Annotated in this window: 22 protein-coding genes; 1 reads left to right on the top strand and 21 read right to left on the bottom strand. The window is 62.4% G+C overall.

Going from position 1 to position 20019, the window contains the following annotated elements; genetic code table 11:
• Positions 1-178: 178 nt before the first annotated feature.
• From BZK31_RS15840 to BZK31_RS15745, 20 genes are read right to left on the bottom strand one after another with little or no spacing between them, the layout of a single operon-like run.
• A complete protein-coding gene (locus BZK31_RS15840; RefSeq protein ID WP_083183903.1) occupies positions 179-1405 on the bottom strand; it encodes a beta-ketoacyl-ACP synthase in 1227 nt (408 codons plus the stop codon).
• Positions 1405-2133 carry a 3-oxoacyl-ACP reductase FabG gene (gene fabG / locus BZK31_RS15835; protein ID WP_083183902.1) on the bottom strand — a complete coding sequence of 243 codons (729 nt, stop codon included), beginning with the start codon at positions 2131-2133 and terminating at the stop codon, positions 1405-1407. The genes BZK31_RS15840 and fabG overlap by 1 nt, the downstream gene beginning before the upstream one ends.
• Positions 2130-2585 carry a hotdog family protein gene (locus BZK31_RS15830; RefSeq protein ID WP_083183901.1) on the bottom strand — a complete coding sequence of 152 codons (456 nt, stop codon included), beginning with the start codon at positions 2583-2585 and terminating at the stop codon, positions 2130-2132. Before BZK31_RS15830 ends, fabG begins: the two co-directional genes overlap by 4 nt.
• Positions 2582-3778: a beta-ketoacyl-[acyl-carrier-protein] synthase family protein gene (locus tag BZK31_RS15825; protein ID WP_083183900.1), complete on the bottom strand. Its 1197-nt coding sequence runs from the start codon at positions 3776-3778 to the stop codon at positions 2582-2584. Before BZK31_RS15825 ends, BZK31_RS15830 begins: the two co-directional genes overlap by 4 nt.
• Complete coding sequence (locus BZK31_RS15820) at positions 3775-4257, bottom strand: hypothetical protein (RefSeq protein WP_083183899.1); 483 nt, start codon at positions 4255-4257, stop codon at positions 3775-3777. Before BZK31_RS15820 ends, BZK31_RS15825 begins: the two co-directional genes overlap by 4 nt.
• The gene (locus BZK31_RS15815; RefSeq protein WP_083183898.1) at positions 4254-4988 is read right to left on the bottom strand and encodes a class I SAM-dependent methyltransferase; all 735 of its coding nucleotides are present in this window, start codon (positions 4986-4988) and stop codon (positions 4254-4256) included. Before BZK31_RS15815 ends, BZK31_RS15820 begins: the two co-directional genes overlap by 4 nt.
• Positions 4985-6232 (bottom strand): NAD(P)/FAD-dependent oxidoreductase, encoded by a 1248-nt coding sequence (locus tag BZK31_RS15810; RefSeq protein ID WP_083183897.1) that lies wholly within the window; start codon positions 6230-6232, stop codon positions 4985-4987. Before BZK31_RS15810 ends, BZK31_RS15815 begins: the two co-directional genes overlap by 4 nt.
• Complete coding sequence (locus tag BZK31_RS15805; RefSeq protein WP_083183896.1) at positions 6219-7391, bottom strand: cation:proton antiporter; 1173 nt, start codon at positions 7389-7391, stop codon at positions 6219-6221. Before BZK31_RS15805 ends, BZK31_RS15810 begins: the two co-directional genes overlap by 14 nt.
• Entirely contained in the window at positions 7388-9736 is a 2349-nt protein-coding gene (locus BZK31_RS15800; protein WP_167377992.1) for an MMPL family transporter, read from the bottom strand. The genes BZK31_RS15805 and BZK31_RS15800 overlap by 4 nt, the downstream gene beginning before the upstream one ends.
• A complete protein-coding gene (locus BZK31_RS15795) occupies positions 9720-10334 on the bottom strand; it encodes an outer membrane lipoprotein carrier protein LolA (RefSeq protein WP_083183894.1) in 615 nt (204 codons plus the stop codon). The genes BZK31_RS15800 and BZK31_RS15795 overlap by 17 nt, the downstream gene beginning before the upstream one ends.
• Positions 10331-10756 carry an acyl-CoA thioesterase gene (locus BZK31_RS15790; protein WP_083183893.1) on the bottom strand — a complete coding sequence of 142 codons (426 nt, stop codon included), beginning with the start codon at positions 10754-10756 and terminating at the stop codon, positions 10331-10333. The genes BZK31_RS15795 and BZK31_RS15790 overlap by 4 nt, the downstream gene beginning before the upstream one ends.
• A complete protein-coding gene (locus BZK31_RS15785) occupies positions 10746-12293 on the bottom strand; it encodes an HAL/PAL/TAL family ammonia-lyase (RefSeq protein ID WP_083183892.1) in 1548 nt (515 codons plus the stop codon). The genes BZK31_RS15790 and BZK31_RS15785 overlap by 11 nt, the downstream gene beginning before the upstream one ends.
• Positions 12274-13221 (bottom strand): LpxL/LpxP family acyltransferase, encoded by a 948-nt coding sequence (locus BZK31_RS15780; protein ID WP_083183891.1) that lies wholly within the window; start codon positions 13219-13221, stop codon positions 12274-12276. The genes BZK31_RS15785 and BZK31_RS15780 overlap by 20 nt, the downstream gene beginning before the upstream one ends.
• Positions 13218-13952, bottom strand: a complete 735-nt coding sequence (locus BZK31_RS15775) for a glycosyltransferase family 2 protein (protein ID WP_083183890.1) — start codon at positions 13950-13952, stop codon at positions 13218-13220. The genes BZK31_RS15780 and BZK31_RS15775 overlap by 4 nt, the downstream gene beginning before the upstream one ends.
• Entirely contained in the window at positions 13945-15627 is a 1683-nt protein-coding gene (locus tag BZK31_RS15770; RefSeq protein ID WP_167377990.1) for an acyl-CoA synthetase family protein, read from the bottom strand. Before BZK31_RS15770 ends, BZK31_RS15775 begins: the two co-directional genes overlap by 8 nt.
• A 10-nt stretch (positions 15628-15637) precedes the next feature.
• On the bottom strand, positions 15638-16183 hold the full coding sequence (locus BZK31_RS15765) for a COG4648 family protein (RefSeq protein WP_083183888.1): 546 nt from the start codon (positions 16181-16183) through the stop codon (positions 15638-15640).
• Positions 16180-16434 carry an acyl carrier protein gene (locus tag BZK31_RS15760; RefSeq protein WP_083183887.1) on the bottom strand — a complete coding sequence of 85 codons (255 nt, stop codon included), beginning with the start codon at positions 16432-16434 and terminating at the stop codon, positions 16180-16182. Before BZK31_RS15760 ends, BZK31_RS15765 begins: the two co-directional genes overlap by 4 nt.
• Positions 16435-16443: 9 nt before the next feature.
• Positions 16444-16704 carry a phosphopantetheine-binding protein gene (locus BZK31_RS15755; protein WP_083183886.1) on the bottom strand — a complete coding sequence of 87 codons (261 nt, stop codon included), beginning with the start codon at positions 16702-16704 and terminating at the stop codon, positions 16444-16446.
• Positions 16679-17491 carry a lysophospholipid acyltransferase family protein gene (locus tag BZK31_RS15750; RefSeq protein ID WP_083183885.1) on the bottom strand — a complete coding sequence of 271 codons (813 nt, stop codon included), beginning with the start codon at positions 17489-17491 and terminating at the stop codon, positions 16679-16681. The genes BZK31_RS15755 and BZK31_RS15750 overlap by 26 nt, the downstream gene beginning before the upstream one ends.
• On the bottom strand, positions 17467-18186 hold the full coding sequence (locus BZK31_RS15745; RefSeq protein WP_083183884.1) for a beta-ketoacyl synthase chain length factor: 720 nt from the start codon (positions 18184-18186) through the stop codon (positions 17467-17469). Before BZK31_RS15745 ends, BZK31_RS15750 begins: the two co-directional genes overlap by 25 nt.
• A 331-nt stretch (positions 18187-18517) precedes the next feature.
• Between BZK31_RS15745 and BZK31_RS15740 the strand changes: the two genes are divergently transcribed.
• Positions 18518-19297: a ParA family protein gene (locus BZK31_RS15740; RefSeq protein WP_083183883.1), complete on the top strand. Its 780-nt coding sequence runs from the start codon at positions 18518-18520 to the stop codon at positions 19295-19297.
• Between the two features lie 83 nt (positions 19298-19380).
• Here the strand turns inward: BZK31_RS15740 and BZK31_RS15735 are convergent, their stop codons facing one another.
• A complete protein-coding gene (locus BZK31_RS15735; protein WP_083183882.1) occupies positions 19381-19770 on the bottom strand; it encodes a PAAR domain-containing protein in 390 nt (129 codons plus the stop codon).
• Between the last annotated feature and the right edge of the window lie 249 nt (positions 19771-20019).

Raw genomic sequence — 20019 nt, 5'->3', positions numbered from 1 at the left:
GGACTTGTCCACGAAGAGGTCGTTGACTGAGGCGGAGGGCTTTTTCGCGGACAAGTCGGCTCCCACGAGCTGCCGTCTCGGGTGTTATTCGGTTCTGTGATCTGACCCGAGGCAGTCGGATGGGTAAACAGCTTTCGGGTGCAGATCACCCGTGGGAGCGGACTTGTCCGCGAATACATCAGCCCCAGCGCTTGAAGATCAGCGATGTATTGACGCCGCCAAAGGCAAAGTTGTTGTTCATGACATATTCGTTGCTTATTCGCCGGGGTTCGCCAACGATGTAGTCAAGATCGCCACACTGTGGATCAATCTCATCCAGGTTCAGGGTATGGATGTATCGATCATTGTTGAGCATTTCGATGCTGAACCAAGACTCCAGTGCACCGCAGGCACCCAGTGTGTGCCCCAGGTAGCTTTTCTGCGAGCTGAGCGGCATACGTGAACCGAACAGGCTGCTGGTCGCCAGCGTTTCAGCGATGTCGCCCTGCTCCGTGGCAGTGCCGTGGCCGTTCACATAGCCGATCGCCTCGGGCGGCAGATTGGCGTCTTCCAGCGCCAGCTGCATGGCGCGGCGCATGGTGATCTGCTCTGGCCGGGTGCTGTGCGCGCCATCGGCGTTACTGCCGAAACCGACGATCTCGGCATAGATATGCGCGCCCCGTGCCTGGGCATGTTCCAGCTCTTCAAGCACCAGCATGCCGCCGCCTTCGCCGATGACCAGACCATCGCGCCCGGTGTCGTAAGGGCGTGGCGTCGTGTGAGGCGCGTCGTTTTTGAGGCTGGTGGCGTACAGCGCGTCGAACACCATTGCTTCAGTGGGGCACAGTTCTTCCGCGCCACCGGCGAGCATCAGTTTCAGGCGGCCGAACTTGATGGCCTCGTAGGCGTAGCCGATGCCCTGACTGCCACTGGTGCAGGCGCTGGACGTCGGGATCAGGCGTCCGGTCAGGCCAAAGAAGATGCTGATGTTGGCAGCGGTAGTGTGCGGCATCATCCGCACATAGGAGTTGGCGTTCAAACCCACCGCCACCGAATTGAGCAACATGTTGCCGAATGCCTTGATCTCGTCGGTGCTGCCCGTGGACGAGCCGCAAGCGGTACCCATGCGTCCGTCGCGAATGATCGGATCGTTCAGCAACCCGGCGTCAATCAGCGCCTTTTCCGAGGCGGCCACTGCGAGCCGGGACACGCGCCCCATGCTGCGCAGCTGCTTGCGCGTCCAGTGTCCGGGCACGGCAAAGTCATCGATAGGCCCGGCCAGCCGCGTGTTGAGCTCGGTAAAGCGGTTCCACTCGTCCATGCGGCGGATACCGCTGCGATTGGCCGTGAAGTTCGCTTCGATGCTTGCCCAGTCGCTGCCTATCGACGTAATGCCAGACATCCCGGTGACCACTACGCGTTTCATCAACACAGTCCTCCGTTGACGGCCAGCACCTGACGCGTGATGTAAGACGCTTCAGCCGACATCAGAAAATTAACCGCGCCTGCCACTTCTTCGGGGGTGCCCATACGCTGCGCCGGGATCATCTTCATCAATTCATCCACCGGCACGTTTTCGTCGAGCATGGCTGTGTCGATCAGGCCCGGCGCGACGCAGTTGACGGTGATCTTGCGTTTGCCCAGTTCGATGGCCAACGCCTTGGCCGCACCGATCAGGCCCGCCTTGGATGCGCTGTAATTGACTTGACCGCGATTGCCGATCAGGCCCGACACCGACGTGATGCACACGATACGGCCTGCCGAGCGACGGCGAATCATCGGCATCGTCAGCGGGTGCAGCACGTTATAGAACCCGTCCAGATTGGTGCGCAGCACCTGATCCCAGTCGTCATCGCTGAGTGCCGGAAAGGCGCCGTCACGGGTCAGGCCGGCATTGAGCACCACGCCGTAATAGGCGCCGTGGCTTTCCACATCTTCCTCAAGAATGGCCTTGCAGGCCGCGCGGTCCGAGACGTCGAATTGCAGCACACGCGCCTGACGACCCAGCGCAATGATCTCGGCCTGTACCGCTTCGGCTTCGCTGCGCCCGGTGCGGCAATGCAGGATCAGGTCATATCCGGCGCGGGCCAGACGCAAGGCAATTGCGCGGCCAATGCCTCGGCTCGAGCCGGTGACCAGGATTGAATCAGTCATGCCGGGGCTCCTTCAGCCATGTAGTCAGCAGTGTTCGGGGGGCAGTAGACGTTGAGGCGAGCGAAGGCGTTGATGTTCACGCCTGTCAGGCGGCATTCGAACACGCCCATGCCACTGTCGTCCTGCAGAGAGCGTACGGCATGGATATGCAGCTCGCTGCCTGCCGGAAAGTGCGAAACATCGCAGTCGAACTTGCGGCTGCCGAGCAGAAAGCCCAGCTTGACCGGCTCGCCCTTGCTGCGTGCCTGACAACCGGCGAACGCCGCCACGCTCTGGGCCATGAGCTCCACGCCCACCCAGGCGGGCAGGCTGCCGTCAGGTTCATTGAATATTCCGTCGGCGCGCACGGTCAGGCGCGTCTGGATCTGTTCGTCGTCAAAAGCCAGTACCTGATCGATGAGGATCATGTCGCCAGCGTGAGGAATGAGTTCGGCGAGCGGCCAGGCGATCATGGTGCTTCTCCGATAATCAGGCTGATGTTGTTGCCTCCAAAGGCAAAGGAATTGCTCATCATGTTGCGGGCAGCGGCCGAGGTCAGGCGTGACCCTGCGCCGGTCAGTTGCAACACGGGCAGCAAGGGATCGGCCGCGCCGTCCCATACATGAGGCGGCAGGGCGTTTTCCGTGTTGCCGGACGCCAGGCTCAGCCAGCAGAAAGCGACCTCCAGCGCACCGGCCGCGCCCAGGGTGTGGCCACTCAACGGTTTGGTCGATGAGCACGGCACGCCTTCCGGGAATACCGTCTGCACCGCCAGACTTTCCATCGCGTCGTTGTGCGGGGTCGCCGTGCCGTGCAGGTTCAGGTAACCGATCTGGTCCGATGTCAGTCCGGCATTGCGTAACGCTTGCAGCATCGCATCGCGCGCGCCGCGGCCTGTGGGTTCTGGGGCTGAAATATGGTGGGCGTCGCAACTGGCCCCGGCACCCAGCAGCGCGATCGAACGCTCGCCGCTGGCTTCGCGGGTCATCAGGAACAGCACCGCAGCTTCACCGATGTTGATGCCGTTGCGGTTGCTGGATAACGGATTGCACAGCTGCGGCGACATGGCTTCGAGGGCCGAGAAGCCGTTGAGGGTCAACTTGCACAGACTGTCCACGCCACCGCACAGCACCGCGTCGCACAGCCCCATGTCCAGCGCGCGTCGTGCGCTGAGCAGGGCCCTTGCGCTGGAAGTGCAGGCCGTGGAAATCACGTAGGCCGGGCCCGTGAGTTGCAGCCAACTGGCCAGGAAACTCGCCGGTGCGCCCAGTTCCTGCTGCTGATAGTCGTAATGCTCGGGAAAGGTCCGGTCGCGCAGCCAGCCGACCATGCAATGGCTGGCTTCATCGATGCCTGACGTGCTAGTGCCGATGATCACTCCGATGCGCGCAGGGCCGTAGCGATCAATGGCCTGACGAATGTCGTCGTCGATCTGCAGGGCAGCGGCCAGTAGCAGCTGATTGTTACGGCTGCGGTGCGGTGCCATCGACGCAGGAATCGGCGGCAATGCATCCTTGACTGCACCCACCGGCAAGGCGCGCTCCGGGACCCAGCCGGACTCCATGACCATACCGCTGCTGTCGGCGGCGAACAGCCTGCGCGACACTTCTTCCTGGCCGTTGCCCAGGGCGCAGATCAGGCCCAGCGCGTTGAGGTGGGCGGTCATGGTGCGGTCTCGCTGTTCAACGGGGTGACTTTATAGCTCAAACCTTCCTTGAGGCGGACGGTGAAGGCGTTGGCGGATTGATATTCGACCAGCCAGCGATTTTCCAGACGCCGCTGCATGCCCTGACGATAGGCCGTGGGGTAGCGGTCGTTCAGTTCAAGATCCGGGGTCATGGCGAACATCAGCGCAGCGAACAGCTCGCGAGCCTCCGGGTTGGGCGGCAACAGGCCGTCGGCTTGCCACTTGCCGTCGATCAGCAATTGCCGGGCTTGCGGAATGCCCAGCGGGTCCATCATCGACCAGCGCAGGCCAGCGTTTTCGCGCTGGATGATCAATAGCCAGTCCTGGCGCTGATCGTTCTGACGCCGTTCGATGTGCAACTGCATCGGCAATTGCAGCGTGGGCGCGGTGGTCGGCAGAGGTGTCTGGCTGACGCACCCGCTGAGCAGCAACAGGGACAACAACAGGGCGCGAATCATGGCGCCTCACTCCGCAGCGGCTTGCGCGCCACCACGTTGATCAGGGTTTCCTCGCGTTGTCCGAACGGCTTGGGCTTGCGCAGCTTCAATGCCTCCAGCAGGCCGAAATCCGTCGCACGACTCCACCACAGGTAGGGGTAGGAGACATGGCGGGCGTCGAACTCAAATCCCTGTCGGCGAATCATGTCCAGATACTGCGCCGCGCTTTTCTGAACGTGCATGGGATGACGGAACAGCCAGCGAATCACCCAGGTATCGATGTACGCCTCGGTCGACTCGGCGAACAACAGATAACCGCCCGGTTTCAGTACGCGATAGAACTCGGCCAGTGCCTGCTCCTGCTCGACCAGATGATGGAACGTCTGGTGGCAGAACAGCAGGTCGACGCTCGCGTCGGGCAACTGCAGGGCTGCGCAATCGCTGCCGATCAGATCGACCTCGATGCCCAGTGCCACCGCTTCTTCGCGGCTGCGGGTCAGGCTGTCCGGGTCGGCATCGACGCCGAGCAGCTTCGCCGGACGGAAAACCTTGCTCAGGTGGCGGAACGACTTGCCCTGCCCGCAGCCCGCGTCCAGCAATACCGGCGCGGTCGGCAGGGGATCGGTGAACAGGCTGCACAAATCATCGATTGCGACGCGCAGTACCCGGTATTGCCAGGTCTGGCTGCGCAGAAACCATAGGCCGAAGCGGGTTTCCTCAACATAGCTGTCGCTCAGGAAGGGACCGTTCATGAATCACCGCTCGTGCAGATTTCCGAGAGCATCCGCAGGCGTCGCTTGGGCTCGCTGACGAACGGGTTGCGCTCGTCCCAAGCGTATCCGGCAAGGATTGCGCTGATCATGCGGCGTATATCGGGCGTACCGCCCTTGAAGAAAATGACGTTCTGGAACGTGTCGTCGTACCAGCCTTCGACGTAGGCGCGGAAAGTATCGACGCCGCGTTTGAGCGGATGGGCGAAATCGGCTTCCCAGTCCACGTCCTCGCCTCGCAACTGCCGATTCAGTACGCCCGCAGCCATGCTGGCCGAGCGCATGGCGATGGTCACGCCTGAGGAAAACACCGGATCGAGAAACTCTGCCGCGTTGCCCAGCAGCGCGAAGCCCTTGCCGTGCAGCGTTTTCACATTGGCCGAATAGCCGCCTATGGTGCGCGCCGGGGTGTCCCAGACGACGTTCTTCAGCAGCGAATTCAGTTGCGGGGTTTCATCGACGAATGCGCGCAGGCAGGCGTCCAGGTCGTCGGGCTTGCCGGCGAAACGCTCGGCCGATGCCACGACACCCAGCGAGCAGCGGCCGTTGCTGAACGGTATCGTCCAGAACCACACATCGCTGTGCTGCGGGTGGATGCTGACCAGAATCTTGTGGCGGTCGAAAGGCGGGCTTTCAATGTGATCTTCGATGTGGGTGAACACCGCCTTGCGGACCGGAAACCCGGACGGTGCTTCGAGATCCAGCAAGCGCGGCAGCACCCGGCCGTAGCCACTGGCGTCCAGCACAAAGGTGGCCTGCACGCAGTATTCGCTGCCGTCTTCACGCCTCACGCGCAGAACCGGCTGCTCAGCGTCGAAGTCGGCGCTGATGATTTCCTGCTGGTAGCGGATCTCAACGCCCTGTAGCGCGGCCTGATCGGCCAGCAGTGCGTCGAACTCGGCGCGCTGCACCTGGAACGTGGTCGGCTTGCCATTGCTGAACGTGTCACCGAAGTCGAAATCGCTGTACTGCTCGCCACGGGCAAAGGCCGCGCCGTTTTTCTGCTGGAATCCGGCGGCCTGGACCGCTTCGAGCATCCCGGCTTCTTCGACGAAGTCCAGGCAATGACAAAGCAGGCTTTCGCCGATGGAAAAACGTGGGAACACCTGGCGCTCGACGATCAACACATCGTGGCCTTGGCGTTTGAGCAAAGCGGCAGCAATCGAACCGGCCGGACCGGCACCGATGACGACGACCTGGCGAATTTCCTTGTCAGTGGTGAGCACAGGTGTTCCTTTTCGGTTTGTCGATTGAAGGGGCTTCGCGCAACGGCAGGCGGCCCATTCGGGTCAGTGCCGGCATGAGTGTCGCAATCAGGCCCATCAGCATCAAGGCGAAGTACAGCGCCGGGCTGATCAGGTGTTGCTGCAACAGCAGGTTGAGAAACACGATTTCACTCAGGCCGCGAATGTTCAACAGGACGCTTTCACGCCAGCGGCTGGCCCCGGCGAACGAAGGCGCAGCCCAGCGCAAGCCGATCCAGCTGCCGAGCAACTTGCTGACGATGGGCAGCACGATCAGCGCACCCAGTTGCAGCCAGCTCATTTCGCCCAGCGCGCTGTGCACGTCGATCTGCACGATGCCGAAGGTCAGCAGCAGCGGGATCGCCAGTCGGTTCTGGATAAAACGCAATGTGGTCGCGCCCAGCGGCGGCACCCAGGCCTTACCCAGCCGCGACATGCACAGCAGATAGCCAATGCCGAACACCAACGCATTGAGCCGGTAGTGTTCGGCCACCATCAGCAGGACGAAGAACGTCAGGCTGTAAAGCAGCGGCTGGCGCAGGCGCAGCACGTGAAACAGCAACGGCACGCAGGCACCGAGCAAGGGCCACAGCAGGCTGCTGAAATGCAGTGTGCCCTGAGCGAGCGCGAACAGGCTCCAGCAGGTCAGGTCGATGAGAATGGCGGTCTGCACCAGACGGCGCGTAGCAACTGGCGGGTAATCGATGTGGTGCAGGTACAGGTAAAGGACCGGAATGGCCGTGATCGCGAACACCAGACCAATCGCCAGTGAACTGATCCAGGCCTGCTCGGGCAACAGCCAAAACGCGCAGGCCAATCCGGCCAGAAACGGCACGAAAAAACCTGGAAGGGCGATCTTCAGGCTTTGCCGGTCGAGCTTCACGTCGATCACTTCACTGAGTATCTGCCCCAGCACCACGGCAAACGCCAGTCCGTAGAGGCTCTTGAGCCAGACTGGCGAAACCAGTTGCGCCCCGCTCAGTTGCCAGTGAGGTTCAATCCACATCAGCATCAACAACGGCAGGCCGAAGGTGGCCAGCAGCAACTGGCTGACAATCGGGATCAGGCCCAGCCGCTGGCCGACCCACGTCGCCAGCGCGAACAGAGCCAGCGCCATGATCCAGAAGGCCAGAACCATCATGCGTGCGGCTCCGTCGGGTTGGCGGGTCGATGCGCGGCATGACGCGGGCTGGCCCACGGCGCGAGCATGAAGCTGAATGCCAGCCCGAGGCTGACCGACAGTCCGAAATTGCTGATGGCCGGGGTGCCGGAAATCGCCAGCAGCCCGAACGACAGCCAGGTGGTGACCGCTGCCAGTAACGTACCGAGCAGGCTGACGGCGGCACCGCCGATTTGTTCGCGCATCAGGATGGCGTAATCGACGCTGATCGCAGTGACCAGCAGCAGGCCGAACAGGCTGAACAGCGTCAGCGGCTGACCGAGCCAGCCCAGACTCGCAAGGCTGCACAGTGCGGCCAGCAGCGGCAGGGCGACGATGCGCAGGGCACCGCCGATGCCGAACGGGATGACCAGCAAGAGCACGATCAATACGCACGAAAGCAGTTTCAGTTCGGCCGCGCTCACCTGTGTCCTGGCAAACACACCGTTGAGGTCGCCCAGCCGATCCACCAGTTGCACGCCGTCCAGCCCGGTGGCCTGCACACGCAACAACGCCGTGCTGTTCAGCCCGCGCAGGCTCACCATGCTGGCCACGCCGTCTTCGCTTTGCCCCAGCCACAACGTGCGCCAGGGTTCGGCGAGCGGACCTTGCAGCGCCTGGTCGATGTCTTGGGTCGGCAACGCCTGCAGGCGGGCCAGTTCTGCCTGCAACGCGCTGGCCGGAACCCCGAGCTGCACCAGCGGCTGCCAGTGCTGGCTGAGTCTGGCCAGGGAGGCGCGGGTCGCCTGTTGCTCGGCGGGGGAATCCACCAATTGATTGATCGCCATATAGCCCTGCAGCTTGTCCATGCTGACCAGCTGATCCAGACGCTGCGTCAGCGCCGACTGCCGGTCCAGCAACTGCTGCTGGTCCTTGCCGCGCACCAGGAAGAACTGGCTGGTGGGCTGATAGCCGGTGATTCGTGCGATGGCCTGCGCCTCGTCGGTCAGCGACTGAGGGGCCGCCACCCACTGGCGAATGTCGTTTTTGGTGGTCAGATGCCACAGGCCGCCGCCGCAGAACGCTAGCAACAGCACCAGTAGAATCGGCGTGCTGACGCGTTGCAGCAGCGCGGCGCGGCAATCGAGCATTTGCTGCGCGAGCCTGAGCGGCCATTGCGCGGGCTGAATCTCGACCCTGGCCAGCAGAGCGGGCAACAGGCACACCGCAGTCAAGTACGCGCCGACCAGCCCGGCGGCCGAGAACACGGCAATCTGGGTCAGGGCCGGGAACGGTGTCCAGGCCAGCGCCAGGTAGCCGATGCAACTGGTGATCAGGCTCAGGCTCAGGCCGGGCAAAGTCAAACGCAGGGCGGGCCAACTGCGCCAGGGCTTGAGGCTCCAGCTCTTGGACAGGTAATGCAGTGGGTAATCGACGGCCACGCCGATCAGGCTGGAGCCCAGCACCAGCGTCATCACATGCATGCTGCCAAACACCGCCACGCAGGCCACGGCGCCGAACAGCATGCCGACCAGCACCGGCACGAACGCCAGCAGCACGCTCCAGCGTCGAAACGCCAGTAACAGCAGCAACAGAATGCCGACCGTCGCGCCGCCACCGACCCAGGTGATTTCCCGGCTGGCCTGTTTCTGACCGTCGGCCGCGTACAGCAGTCCGCTGGCGGCCAGCAACTGCCCACCGGCCTGGTCGGCCTGTTGGCGGGCCAGGGCGAGCAGGTTGGCGACCTGACCAGGCAGGTGCATGTCGAAAGCATCGTTGCCGGTGCGCGAGCGCAGCAGCACCCAGCTCTTGCCGTCGGCGTCGGCGATCAGCGCGCCGCTGGCCAGATCCGGTTCGACCGAGCCTTGCCTGGGCAGGCCGTTCTGAATGCGTCCCGTCAAACCCAGCCAGTCGTCCTGCCCCGGCACCAGACTGAAACCGGCGAACGGGTCGAACAGGGTTTGCACACGCTGATCGATGAAGCCCTGTGGGTCGTCGCTCAGTTGCGCACGGTCCGCTGCCGGGAGCATCGCGATCCGCCCCTGCAGCAGTTGCTGGCGTAACGCAGGCAGATCGGCTTGCAGCGTCCACTGAACCTTTTCGAACAGCCCGCTGGCCTGCCATTGCTCGGCCAGGGTGCGCGCCAGCTGTATGGCCTGCTGCCGGTCGGCGTGACCCACCAGCACCAGCATTTCCCGGTTGAGGGGCTCCTGAATCCGTTGTTCGGCACTCGTGACCAGCGCATCCGCCGCAGTGCCGGGCACCAGTTCCATAAGGTTGGCCGACAGCGGCGAGCGCTCATGCCACTGCCAGCCCGCCAGTGCCAGCACGCCCGCCAGCATCAGCAGGAACAGACGTGGCAACAAGCGCTCAGTTCGCGAAGTCATTGCGCTGGGCATCGGTCAGGGCGGTCGCGCTGGTGCTGTCGATCATCTTCAGGACGGTGCTGTCGCCTTGGGTTTCCAGCAGCTCGATGCGCTGCACCAGCTCGCCGCCATCGATGCTGATCTGTTTGAACACCTGTTGCAGCAACAGCGAACGTGGCGTCAGCGTGAGGTGCCAGGCGTTGGCGTCGCCCTTGAGTTGCAGGTCGAAATCGCGTTGCAGACCGCTGCTGTCGCCTTGCAGGACGGCAAGGAACAGCCGATTCTGCTCGGCCCCGGCGTTCTTGGTGGGCACCGGTTTCCAGACGCTGGTGCCGCCTTCGGTTTCACGCCGGGCAATGCCGGCCGCGTTGATGCGGTAGTCCTGTTTCAGCGGCGTTTCCAGCAGCCAGAGCAGTCCGGCGTCCTTTGCCAGCACGAAGCGGCCTTTGCTGAGCAAGGGCTGCGGCAGGGCGCGCAGGTGTTTTTCCTGAATGAAGCGACCCTGTACCACGGCAGGTCTGGCCAATTGCTCGCTTAGCTGTTGCAGATCGAAGGCGTGCGCCAGTGACGACAGGCACAGCAGACCCAGCATGCATAACGCTCGAAACGGACGGCTCATGGCAAGGCTCTCTCTACGGCATCGATGAAGACCCTGGGCGAGGCCAGTTGCATCTCGTGAGTCTGGCTGTCGACCGCCACCTGAACCGTGCTGGCGCGGGTCATACGCTCACCGGTGACAGCGTCGGTGATCAGGTAGTTGATCTTCAGCCGGTTCTCCCATTCCACCAGATCGGCGCGCACATTCAGCTTCTGGCCGAACACGGCGCTGCGCACGTAACGCAGCTGGACATCGATCACCGGCCAACCATACCCGGATTCGAGCATCTGCATGTAGTTATGCCCGATGTGATCGAGCAACGCGCAGCGCGCCACTTCCAGGTATTTGATGTAATGCCCGTGCCAGACGATGTTCATCATGTCGACATCGAAAAACGGCACCACGACTTCGCTGTCAACGTGCAGAAAGCCCTTACTGCGCATGCAACCTCCAGTGGCGGTTGGCGATGTGTTTCAGGCACAGGCGCAATTCCGCCTCCCGTGCCCGATCTTCGATGACCGGGGCAAAGTCTCGGCTCAACTGTTCATGCATCGATGCCAGCGCTGGCGGCAACGGGCGGGCGTCGGCGGTCTTGCTGCGCAGCCAGAGCCCCTGATTGGCGGCGATCAGCGTGGCGGCGGCGACCTGTTCGGTCAGCTCCAGCACCCGAATCGCATCCCGCGCCGCGATGGTGCCCATGCTGACCTTGTCCTGGTTGTGGCACTCGGTGGAGCGCGAGAACACGCTGGCCGGCAGGGTGTTTTTCAATGCTTCGGCAGTCCAGGCGCTGGCACCGATCTGCACGGCCTTGAAGCCATGGTTGAGCATGGCCCGCTCGGCGCTGGCGCCCGACAGGTTGCTCGGCAGACCGTGGTTATAGCGCTCGTCGACCAGCAGTGCCAGTTGCCGGTCCAGCAGGTCCGCGACATTGGCGACCAGCGTTTTCAGGCTGTCCATGGCAAAGGCGATGTGCCCGCCATAGAAGTGTCCGCCATGCAGCACGCGTTCGGCTTCGGCGTCGATGATCGGGTTGTCGTTGGCGCTGTTGAGTTCGATCTCGATGAACGAGCGCAGCCAGTTCAGACTGTCGGCCAACACCCCCAGCACATGCGGCGCGCATCGCAGTGAATAGCGGTCTTGCAGGCGGTGCAGTGCAGCGGTCGGGGCTTGGATGGCCAGGTCCTGACGCAGCCACGCCGCCACCTGAGTCTGGCCCGGATGGGGTTTGGCAGCGAACAGACGCTCGTCGAAATGCTCCGGGTTGCCTTGCAGCGCAACCACGTTCATGGCCGTAATGCGCGTCGCCAGTTGCAGCAGGTAGTCAGCCCGCGAGAAGGCCAGGCAGGCCAGCCCGGTCATCACCGCAGTGCCATTCATCAGCGCCAGCGCTTCCTTGGGCCGCAGCACAAGAGGCGTCCAGTCCAGTTCGCGATGCACGTCACTGGCCTGACGGCGCTCGCCACGGAACATGACTTCGCGTTCGCCCGACAGCGTCGCGGCGACGTAGGACAGGGGCGTCAGGTCGCCGCTGGCACCCACCGAGCCTTCTTCCGGAATCAGCGGCAGGATGTCCTGATCGATGAACGCTTGCAGGCGCTCGAGCAGTTCGATGCGGACCCCGGAAACGCCCTGACACAGCGACTGCAAACGCGCAGCGAGCACGGCGCGGGTCGCCTGTGCATCCAGCAGCTTGCCCAGCCCGCAGCCATGAAAGGTGTACAGATGGCGCGGCAGCGCCTCGACATGTTCCAGCGGCACCGCGACCACACAGGAATCGCCATAACCGGTGGTTACGCCATAGATCACGCCTTCCTTGTCCAGTAGAGAATCCAGAAAGCGTGCGCCCTTGGCGATCCGCTCACGGAACGCTTCGTCGTCCTGCAAGACCGTAGGTGCCTGGCGATTGGCCAGAGCCAGCACGTCTTCGATGCGCAACGCCCGTTCGCCGAAGGTGATCGTGTCAGCAGCTTGATGAGTCATCGGATTTCCAGAATGGGTAGAAATTGAACCACTGCTGTGGCGCTTCCAGGCAGTAGTGGCCCAGACGTTGAGCGTAAAGCCCGGCCCAATGCTCGATGACTTGCGCACGGTCGCTGCGCCGCCATTCGATGGCGTCGGCGAACGGTTCGAGAATCACGCGATAGCCTTGCGGACCCTTGAGGCAGAAAAACAGATTGACCGGGCACTTGAGCAGCCCGCCGAGCAGCCACGGCCCTTGCGGGAACGCCGCAGGCTGGCCGAGAAAATCGACCCGCACGTTGCGCCCGCCATGCAGCGCGACACGATCCCCGGCGATGGCCAGCCATTCGCCTTCGTCGATGCGCTGGCTCAGTTGCAGCATGATCGCCGGGTCCAGTTCGCTGACCTGGATCAGGCGCAGATGGGTGGCACCGGCTTCGCCCAGCAGACGATTGAAACGTTCGGCGTGCTTGGTGTGCACCAGCACGTTCATGGTGACCTTTTCGCCCAGTTCGGCCAGCGCGCGACATACTTCAAGGTTGCCCAGGTGCGCACCGACCAGTAACTGGCCGCGGCTGCCGCGCAGGTTCTGCCGCAGCAGCGCCTTGTCGATGATCTCGATCTGATCGATGCCCAGCCTGCCGTTCCACACGTCGAGCTTGTCGAGTAACGCATCGGCGAAGGCCATGAACTGACCGAACACGCGCCGTGTGGTCGGACGCAGTTCAGGCCGGTCACTCCACTGCGCCAGATGCTGCTGATACTCGTGGATGCTGTGGCGGGCGCGGCGACCGAACAGGAAGAAATACAGCACGATGCCGTACAGTACAGGCGTCAACAGGCGTCGCCCCAGCAGCCTGACGCCCCACGCGGTGAGTTTCATGAGCAGGAAACTGCCGCGCTCTTCTTGATTGGCCCAATGCTGCCCGCTCGGTCGTTTCGCGCTCATGCCCGCCACCGTCGCCAGAGGATGACCGGCAGGCGGACCAGCATGCCGAAGAACAGTCGGGTGTGCATTGCCGAGATCAAGGCATTGTCGTGAAACAGGCGAAAGTGCGACAGGCCGTCCTGCGGGTAATGAACGCGGGTCGGCAGCCAGCGTATGGCCTGCCTGCGCCAGGACAGGCGCACGAGGATTTCCGAATCGAAATCCATGCGCTTGCCGATCCGCGCGCTGTCCATCAACTTCAGCACCGGTGCCAGCGGATAAACCCGAAAGCCGCACATCGAATCGCGAATCTGCAATGACAGGGTGTTGATCCAGACCCAGACGTGGGTCAGGTAACGCGCATACAGACGGCCTTTCGGAACGCTCTCGTCGTATTGCGGGTAACCGCAGATCAGCGCCTCGGGATGCCGACGCGACTGCTCGATAAAGGCCGGGATGTCGCTCAGATCATGCTGTCCATCGGCGTCGACCTGCAGGGCATGGCTGAAGCCCAGTCGTGCCGCCTCGCGGAAACCGCTCATCACCGCGCCGCCCTTGCCCTGATTGACCGGCAGATGCACCAGATAAACCTGTTCGGCCTGCGCCAGTTGCCGCAACACCGCTGCACAACCGGGACTGCTGGCGTCGTCCACCAGTACGCAGGGCAGTCCGGCCTCGCGCAGGGCTTTGACCACATGGGGCACCGCCAGCTCGTGATCGAACACCGGAATGATCGCGCAAGGGTTATGCATGTCTTGCCTCCAGCACGATCCGGCCGCTGGAGCAGGGCGCGTCGTCGCTGTTGTGAAAGGCGAAATGCAGCTTGCCGCGTTGCGCGTCGAAACGCAGTGTCAGCCTGAGGCGGTCGCCAGGACGCACCAGTTGCTGAAACTTAAGCACTTCCATGCCCGCGAATCGCGGCGGCAGGTCCAGCAAACGCTGGCCCAGTTTCATCGCCCAATCCACCTGCACCACGCCCGGCAACACGGGGGCTGTGGGGAAATGTCCGCTGAAATACGCCAGATCAGGCGGCACCATCAAGGTCAGTTGCACCTGATCATCGATAGTCTGCTGATCGAGCAACTCCGGCAGTTTCGGGCGCTCGGTCAGCAGCCGCGCCTCGACATCGGCCTGCGGCAGCTTGTCCTGCGCATTGAGCGGCAGCTGTCGCAGCAGCCGCCAGCGGCGAGGCAGCGCAAGCGTCTCGCAGTGGGGGCGCAGGTGTTGGCGCAGCGCCTCGGTCAACGCACGTCGTCCTTGTGTGCGAAGTGCAATCAGGCCGCTGTCAGTCAGCACCAGCAGCGCGCCGAGTGAGGCACGATTCTCCCGAACCACGCCCAATCGGGCTTCCCGGACCCAAGGGTGGGCCATGAGCGCCTGCTCGATAAGCGGCAGCGAAATGCGTTTCTCCTCGAGCTTGACGATGCGGTCCAGCCTGCCCAGCAACTCGAAGTGTCCATCGTGATCGAGGCGCGCAGCGTCGGCGGTGTGCTCGACATGGCCGGTTGGCAGGTAGGGCGAGCCGACGCACAGCGCACCGTCATCGCCCAGCGTCAGTTCTACACCATCGAAGGGCTGCCAGCGGTGTTCGCCCTGACGCCAGGCAATTCCGCCGGTTTCCGAGCTGCCGAAGATTTCAGTCGGCCATTGTCCCAGCCGGTCGTTCAGGCTGCGTGCGGCATCGTTTGGCAGCGCGCCTCCTGAGGAAAACACCCGACGCACCGGACGCAGGCTGGTCCAGTCGAGATTGTCGCCCATGCGCTTGAGCAGCGCCGGGCTGGCGACCCAGGCGAAAGACGGGTGTTCACGGCTGGCGCGCTGCAGGTCTTCGGCAAAGGGCAACTGGCGACGCACGAACGAACGCCCGGCGCATAACGGCCATAGCAAGCGGAACAGCAGGCCATAAATGTGCTGGGTGGCGACGCTGCCGATCATGCACGCCGGGCCCAGGTCTGCGCCCCACAGCTGTTCCAGCGCGGTAACTTCGCTGGCCAGATGGCGCAGGCGTTTTTCGATCAGTTTCGGCTCACCACTGGAGCCCGAGGTGCACAGGCTCAGGCGACATTCGTCCAGATCCAGTGCGCTCGGCGTCAGCGGCAAGGCGTGCAGTTCGTCGAGCGACGTATCACCTGGCAGGTCCGTCAGCCACAGATCGACGTGGTCGGCCCAGCGCTGGCGTGTCTGCCCTTGCAGGTCGGCGGGCAGCAATACACGCACGTCAGCGCGCCAGGCACCGAACAGGGCGACGGCCAGCTCGGCAGCGTCTTCAAGGTGTACGGCGATTTGTCGGGTGCCACGCGCTTGCAGGCCGGCTGCCACGCTCAGCGCCTGTTCACGCCATCGGGCATGGTTCAGTTCGGGAGCCGTGGTCAGTCGTCGATCCGCATCAGCGTCGAGCAGCAGGTTTTCCAGGTTTAACCAGTTCATGCAATCCATTTCATGTGCCGCCCCGCACGCGCAGGCGGACGATCAGTTCGCCTGCGAAGAGCAGGCCCATCAGTCCATAGGAAATCAGGCCGGTGTAGAGCGTCCACCACGACAGCGGGGCCCACAACGTTAGGGCCGTGGCCACCAGCCCGTTGCTCAGGAAGAACACGCACCAGATCTGGGTGACTCGCCGGGTGTAGCGGATGCCGGACTCAGGCAGTTCAGGCCGATTGATGCGCGCCATGCGCTCGACGATCGGCGGACCGTAAATCAGGCTCGAGCCGAACAGTCCCAGCATGAATCCACTGACCAGTACGGGGTACCAACGCAGCATCGCGTGGCTGTCGAGCACTCCCAACACCACGCAAAACGCCAGCGCGACCACCGCCATGGCCAGACTGCCAGGCTGGCGTTCGCCGGTCAGGATCCGCGCCAGCCACAGGCTTCCCAGCAGCAAGGCAAATTGCCAAGGCGCGAAATGCTCGATGCCCCAATAGACGGCAAATGGATAAAGCACGCCGGCCAGCAGCAGGATCAGGCCTACCAGCCGTTTCATTCGGCCGCGTTGACCAGTCGGTAGACGGCCTCGACCACATCGTTGACGGTTCTGACGGACTTGAATTCTTCCGCAGCGATTTTCTTGCCGGTATTGCGCTTGATGTGATCAATCAGGTCCACGGCGTCGATGCTATCGATTTCAAGGTCTTGATAGAGATTGGCCTCTGGAACCACTCGTTCCGGCTCCAGTTCGAACAACTCGACCATGGCCGAACGCAGCGTTTCGAAGATGTCTTCACGGGTTTGCATGTTCAATCCTCAGACCGGCTGTCTGGCGCTGACAAACGCCACAAGGCTGTCAACGCTGGCGAAGTGGTTACGGGTGTCCTTGGCGTCGGCATCGATCTTGATGCCGTAGCGCTTCTGGATGGCCAGGCCCAGTTCCAGTGCGTCGACCGAATCCAGTCCAAGGCCTTCGCCGAAGAGCGTCTGGTCATTGCCGATGTCTTGCGGGGTGATGTCTTCGAGGCCAAGGGCATCGATGATCAGCAATTTAATGTCCAGGTGTAGATCGCTCATCTATGGCGAGCTCCTTGATGAAGTAGTCATGCAGGTAATCGTTGAGCTTGCGGGACGCCAGAGGTGGCGGGCCCAGCGCACTGAACACGGTCGGGTCGATATCGGCACCGACATGCAGGGTGAAATGCACGCGGCGCAGCGGGATGCGGTACCAGGGCTCGGCTTTGGTCAGGGTGGTCGGGCTGACGGTGATGGTCACCGGGGTGATCATGCGCGCTCCGCGCAAGGCAATGGCGGCCGCTCCCCGATGAAAGGCCGGTGGCTGGCCGGGCCGGGTGCGTGTGCCCTCGGGAAAAATGATCAGCGTCTGGCCGGTCTGCAGGCGTTCGACCGCCGCATCGAGCATGTCCATGCTGCCGTCGTTGCTGATGTAACCCGTGGAACGCACCGGTCCACGGGTGAACGGGTTCTCCCACAGGCTGCGCTTGACCACGCAATTGGCGTCGCGCACCAGACCGATCAGAAACACCACATCGATCAGTGACGGGTGGTTGGCGATGATCATCTGGCCGGGGCGGCCGAGTTTTTCGGCTCCTCGCACTTCGTAGGTCAGTACCCCCAGCCGCGCCATGATTCGGATGAAGCGCCAGAACAGGCGGCTGATGGTGCGTCGCGCACGCCGTTGATGACTGGCGACACTGCCCGGCAGGCAACCGAGCAATGGAAAGACGAACAGGCGCAGGCACAGGCCGCTCAACCCGAACAGGGCAAAGCTGAACCCGGTCGCCAGCAGACGCCAGTAATAGGCGTCGCGGCGTTTGTTCAAGGGCTGCGTTGCCAGGTCCATAATCGGTCGTTCCACGGATGCAGGCAGGAGGACTGTTCGGTGTGCAGGGCTTGCAGCAGATTCAGGGCGTGCGGCCACTGTGTGCGTTGCGCGCCTTGCGTGTCGGTGTTCAGGGTCAGTTGCCATTCGGTGCCGCGTGTCAGCAACAAGCCGACCGCATAAGGGAAGGGCACGTCATCGATCCACTTGGCGTAGGCCTGCGGAGGTTGCTCTTCGGTCACTACCAGCAGTACCGCCGGAGCGCCTTCAGCCAGCAACGCCGCCGCTTCGAACGCGCCGTATTCCAGGCCGTCGCCTGCCGCCGCCAGCGCAGTCATTTCACTGGTCTCACCGCGCAGGATCGACCACAGGCCGATTACGGCGTTGTGTACCGAGAGGCTGAATTGGGTCGGCGATACCGGCTCGTTCGCGGCAAGATCGCGCAGAATGTCAAAAGTACGGGGCGTTTCACCGTGACGCGAGACGAACACCAGAGGCATGCGCTCGTAGCCTTCGCTCAATGGCCAGCCGACCGCAAACGCCATGCGCGCCATGCGGCCCAGCCGTCTGCGTTGCATCGCGGGGAGAAAAGACACGTCCGGTGCGTCGTCGCTGTCTTGCAACAGCGTGGGATTGCGGCTCCATTGCTCCCACTCGTCCGCGCTCGCCAGGCCAGGTGCCCAGGCGCGCCATTGTGCAATGTTGAACGTGATCAAAACTTCTCTTCCCGCCCCTGCGGGCCTGTTTCTCGCTACTTCGATACCAGGACGGTATCAGTCTGGGTGCGGTAATTTGACAGAGTGGGCGCATTATCCCGATGGGGATCATCACTAGCAACTTTGTTACTTATAAAGCCTTTACAAAAGCGGGTTTTCAAGTAACGAAACGGAGAGCTGACGCTTGGCTGTACAGGCTGAAACGCAGTGCCGACCTGCGCTGTTTTTGCGATAAGCTCGCCGTTGTCATATGCATTGCCTAGACTCGACCACTTGCAAAGTCTTTATCGGTCGTTCCCGTCGTTTCTTAATCTTTCAAGGAATTCAAAGCATGCGTCGCGTGGTATTCAATCAGAAAGGTGGTGTCGGCAAATCGAGCATTGCCTGCAATCTGGCTGCAGTCAGCGCTAACGAAGGCTACCGGACCCTGTTGATCGACCTCGATGCTCAGGCGAACTCGACCCAATACCTCACCGGCCTTGCCGGCAACGACATCCCCATGGGGATCGCCGAGTTCTTCAAGCAGACCCTGTCTTCGACGCCCTTCGGCAAGAAGAACCATGTCGATATCTATGAAACGCCGTTTGATAACCTCCATGTGGTGACCGCCACTGCCGAGCTGGCTGACCTTCAGCCCAAGCTCGAGGCCAAGCACAAGATCAACAAGCTGCGAAAATTGCTGGATGAACTGAGTGAAGACTACGAGCGGATTTATCTGGATACACCTCCGGCGCTCAACTTCTATGCGGTTTCTGCATTGATCGCGGCTGATCGGGTGTTGATCCCCTTCGACTGCGACAGCTTCTCCCGTCAGGCGCTGTATGGGCTGTTGCGGGAAATAGAAGAGCTTAAAGAGGACCACAACGAAGACCTGGAAGTGGAAGGCATCATCGTCAATCAGTTTCAGCCGCGAGCCAGTCTGCCGCAGCAGATACTCGACGAACTGATTGCAGAAGGGCTGCCGGTGTTGCCCGTCTACCTGAACGCGTCGGTGAAAATGCGCGAATCCCATCAGGCCAACCTGCCGCTGGTCCATCTCGATCCACGGCACAAGCTGACCCAGCAATTCGTGGACCTGCATCATCATCTGGAAACCAATGCCCATGCCTGATCCCCAGGCTCTGTCTTTTCGTTACGATGAGCCGAGGCAGAGCGCCCGGCGCTCTGCGGATGGACAGGTGTCAGGCGGGTTACTCACACGGTATGACCAAGTGGCGGGCCGTTGCCGTCCTGAAATGTGCGAGTCAGGCTTTCGGCGTGCAGGCGGGCGGTTTCGGCCAGATCTGGCGGGATGTCGATGGCGGCGTCCATGTCGGCCTGGGTACTTGTCTGTGACGCGCTGAGCCGATTGCTGCCCGGCTCGCAGCCGCACTGCACCGTCTGGCCGTGAGTGGCGACCGCCACACGTTCGTCGATATAGGTCGGATTGCCCTGAGCGATGAAGCCCACGCGGCTGCACGCCGGGCACCAGACCGGATCACCCATGCGGGCCACCCGACGCCGTTCGATCACTTCGCTGGACGATGTATTCAATACCCGTCCGCCGCGCGTGGTGAGATCGCCTTCCCTGACTATGTATGGCATGGCACTGACTCCTGTTGGGCTGGTGGAAGTCCGAAGGCTAGGCACAAATCGTCGTCTCGGCCGGCCCGAATGGTCGTTAGAGACGGTTCTTACAGTAAATTCGGCAGGGGGTTTCAGGCATGTTGCAGACCGCAACTCGCGCACAGCCGTTAAGCACGCAATCGTTACTCCAGGCGTAATGATTGAGCTGGTTGCTTGATTGATGCCCTGTCCCGAACGCTCCTAAGGTGTCCCACGACAGCGAAATCG

Origin of the sequence: Pseudomonas floridensis, from assembly GCF_002087235.1 — a bacterium.
Taxonomy (GTDB): Bacteria; Pseudomonadota; Gammaproteobacteria; order Pseudomonadales; family Pseudomonadaceae; genus Aquipseudomonas; species Aquipseudomonas floridensis.
The sequence above is the reverse complement of the archived record's forward strand: the minus strand, read 5'-3'. Positions and strand labels throughout refer to the sequence as shown.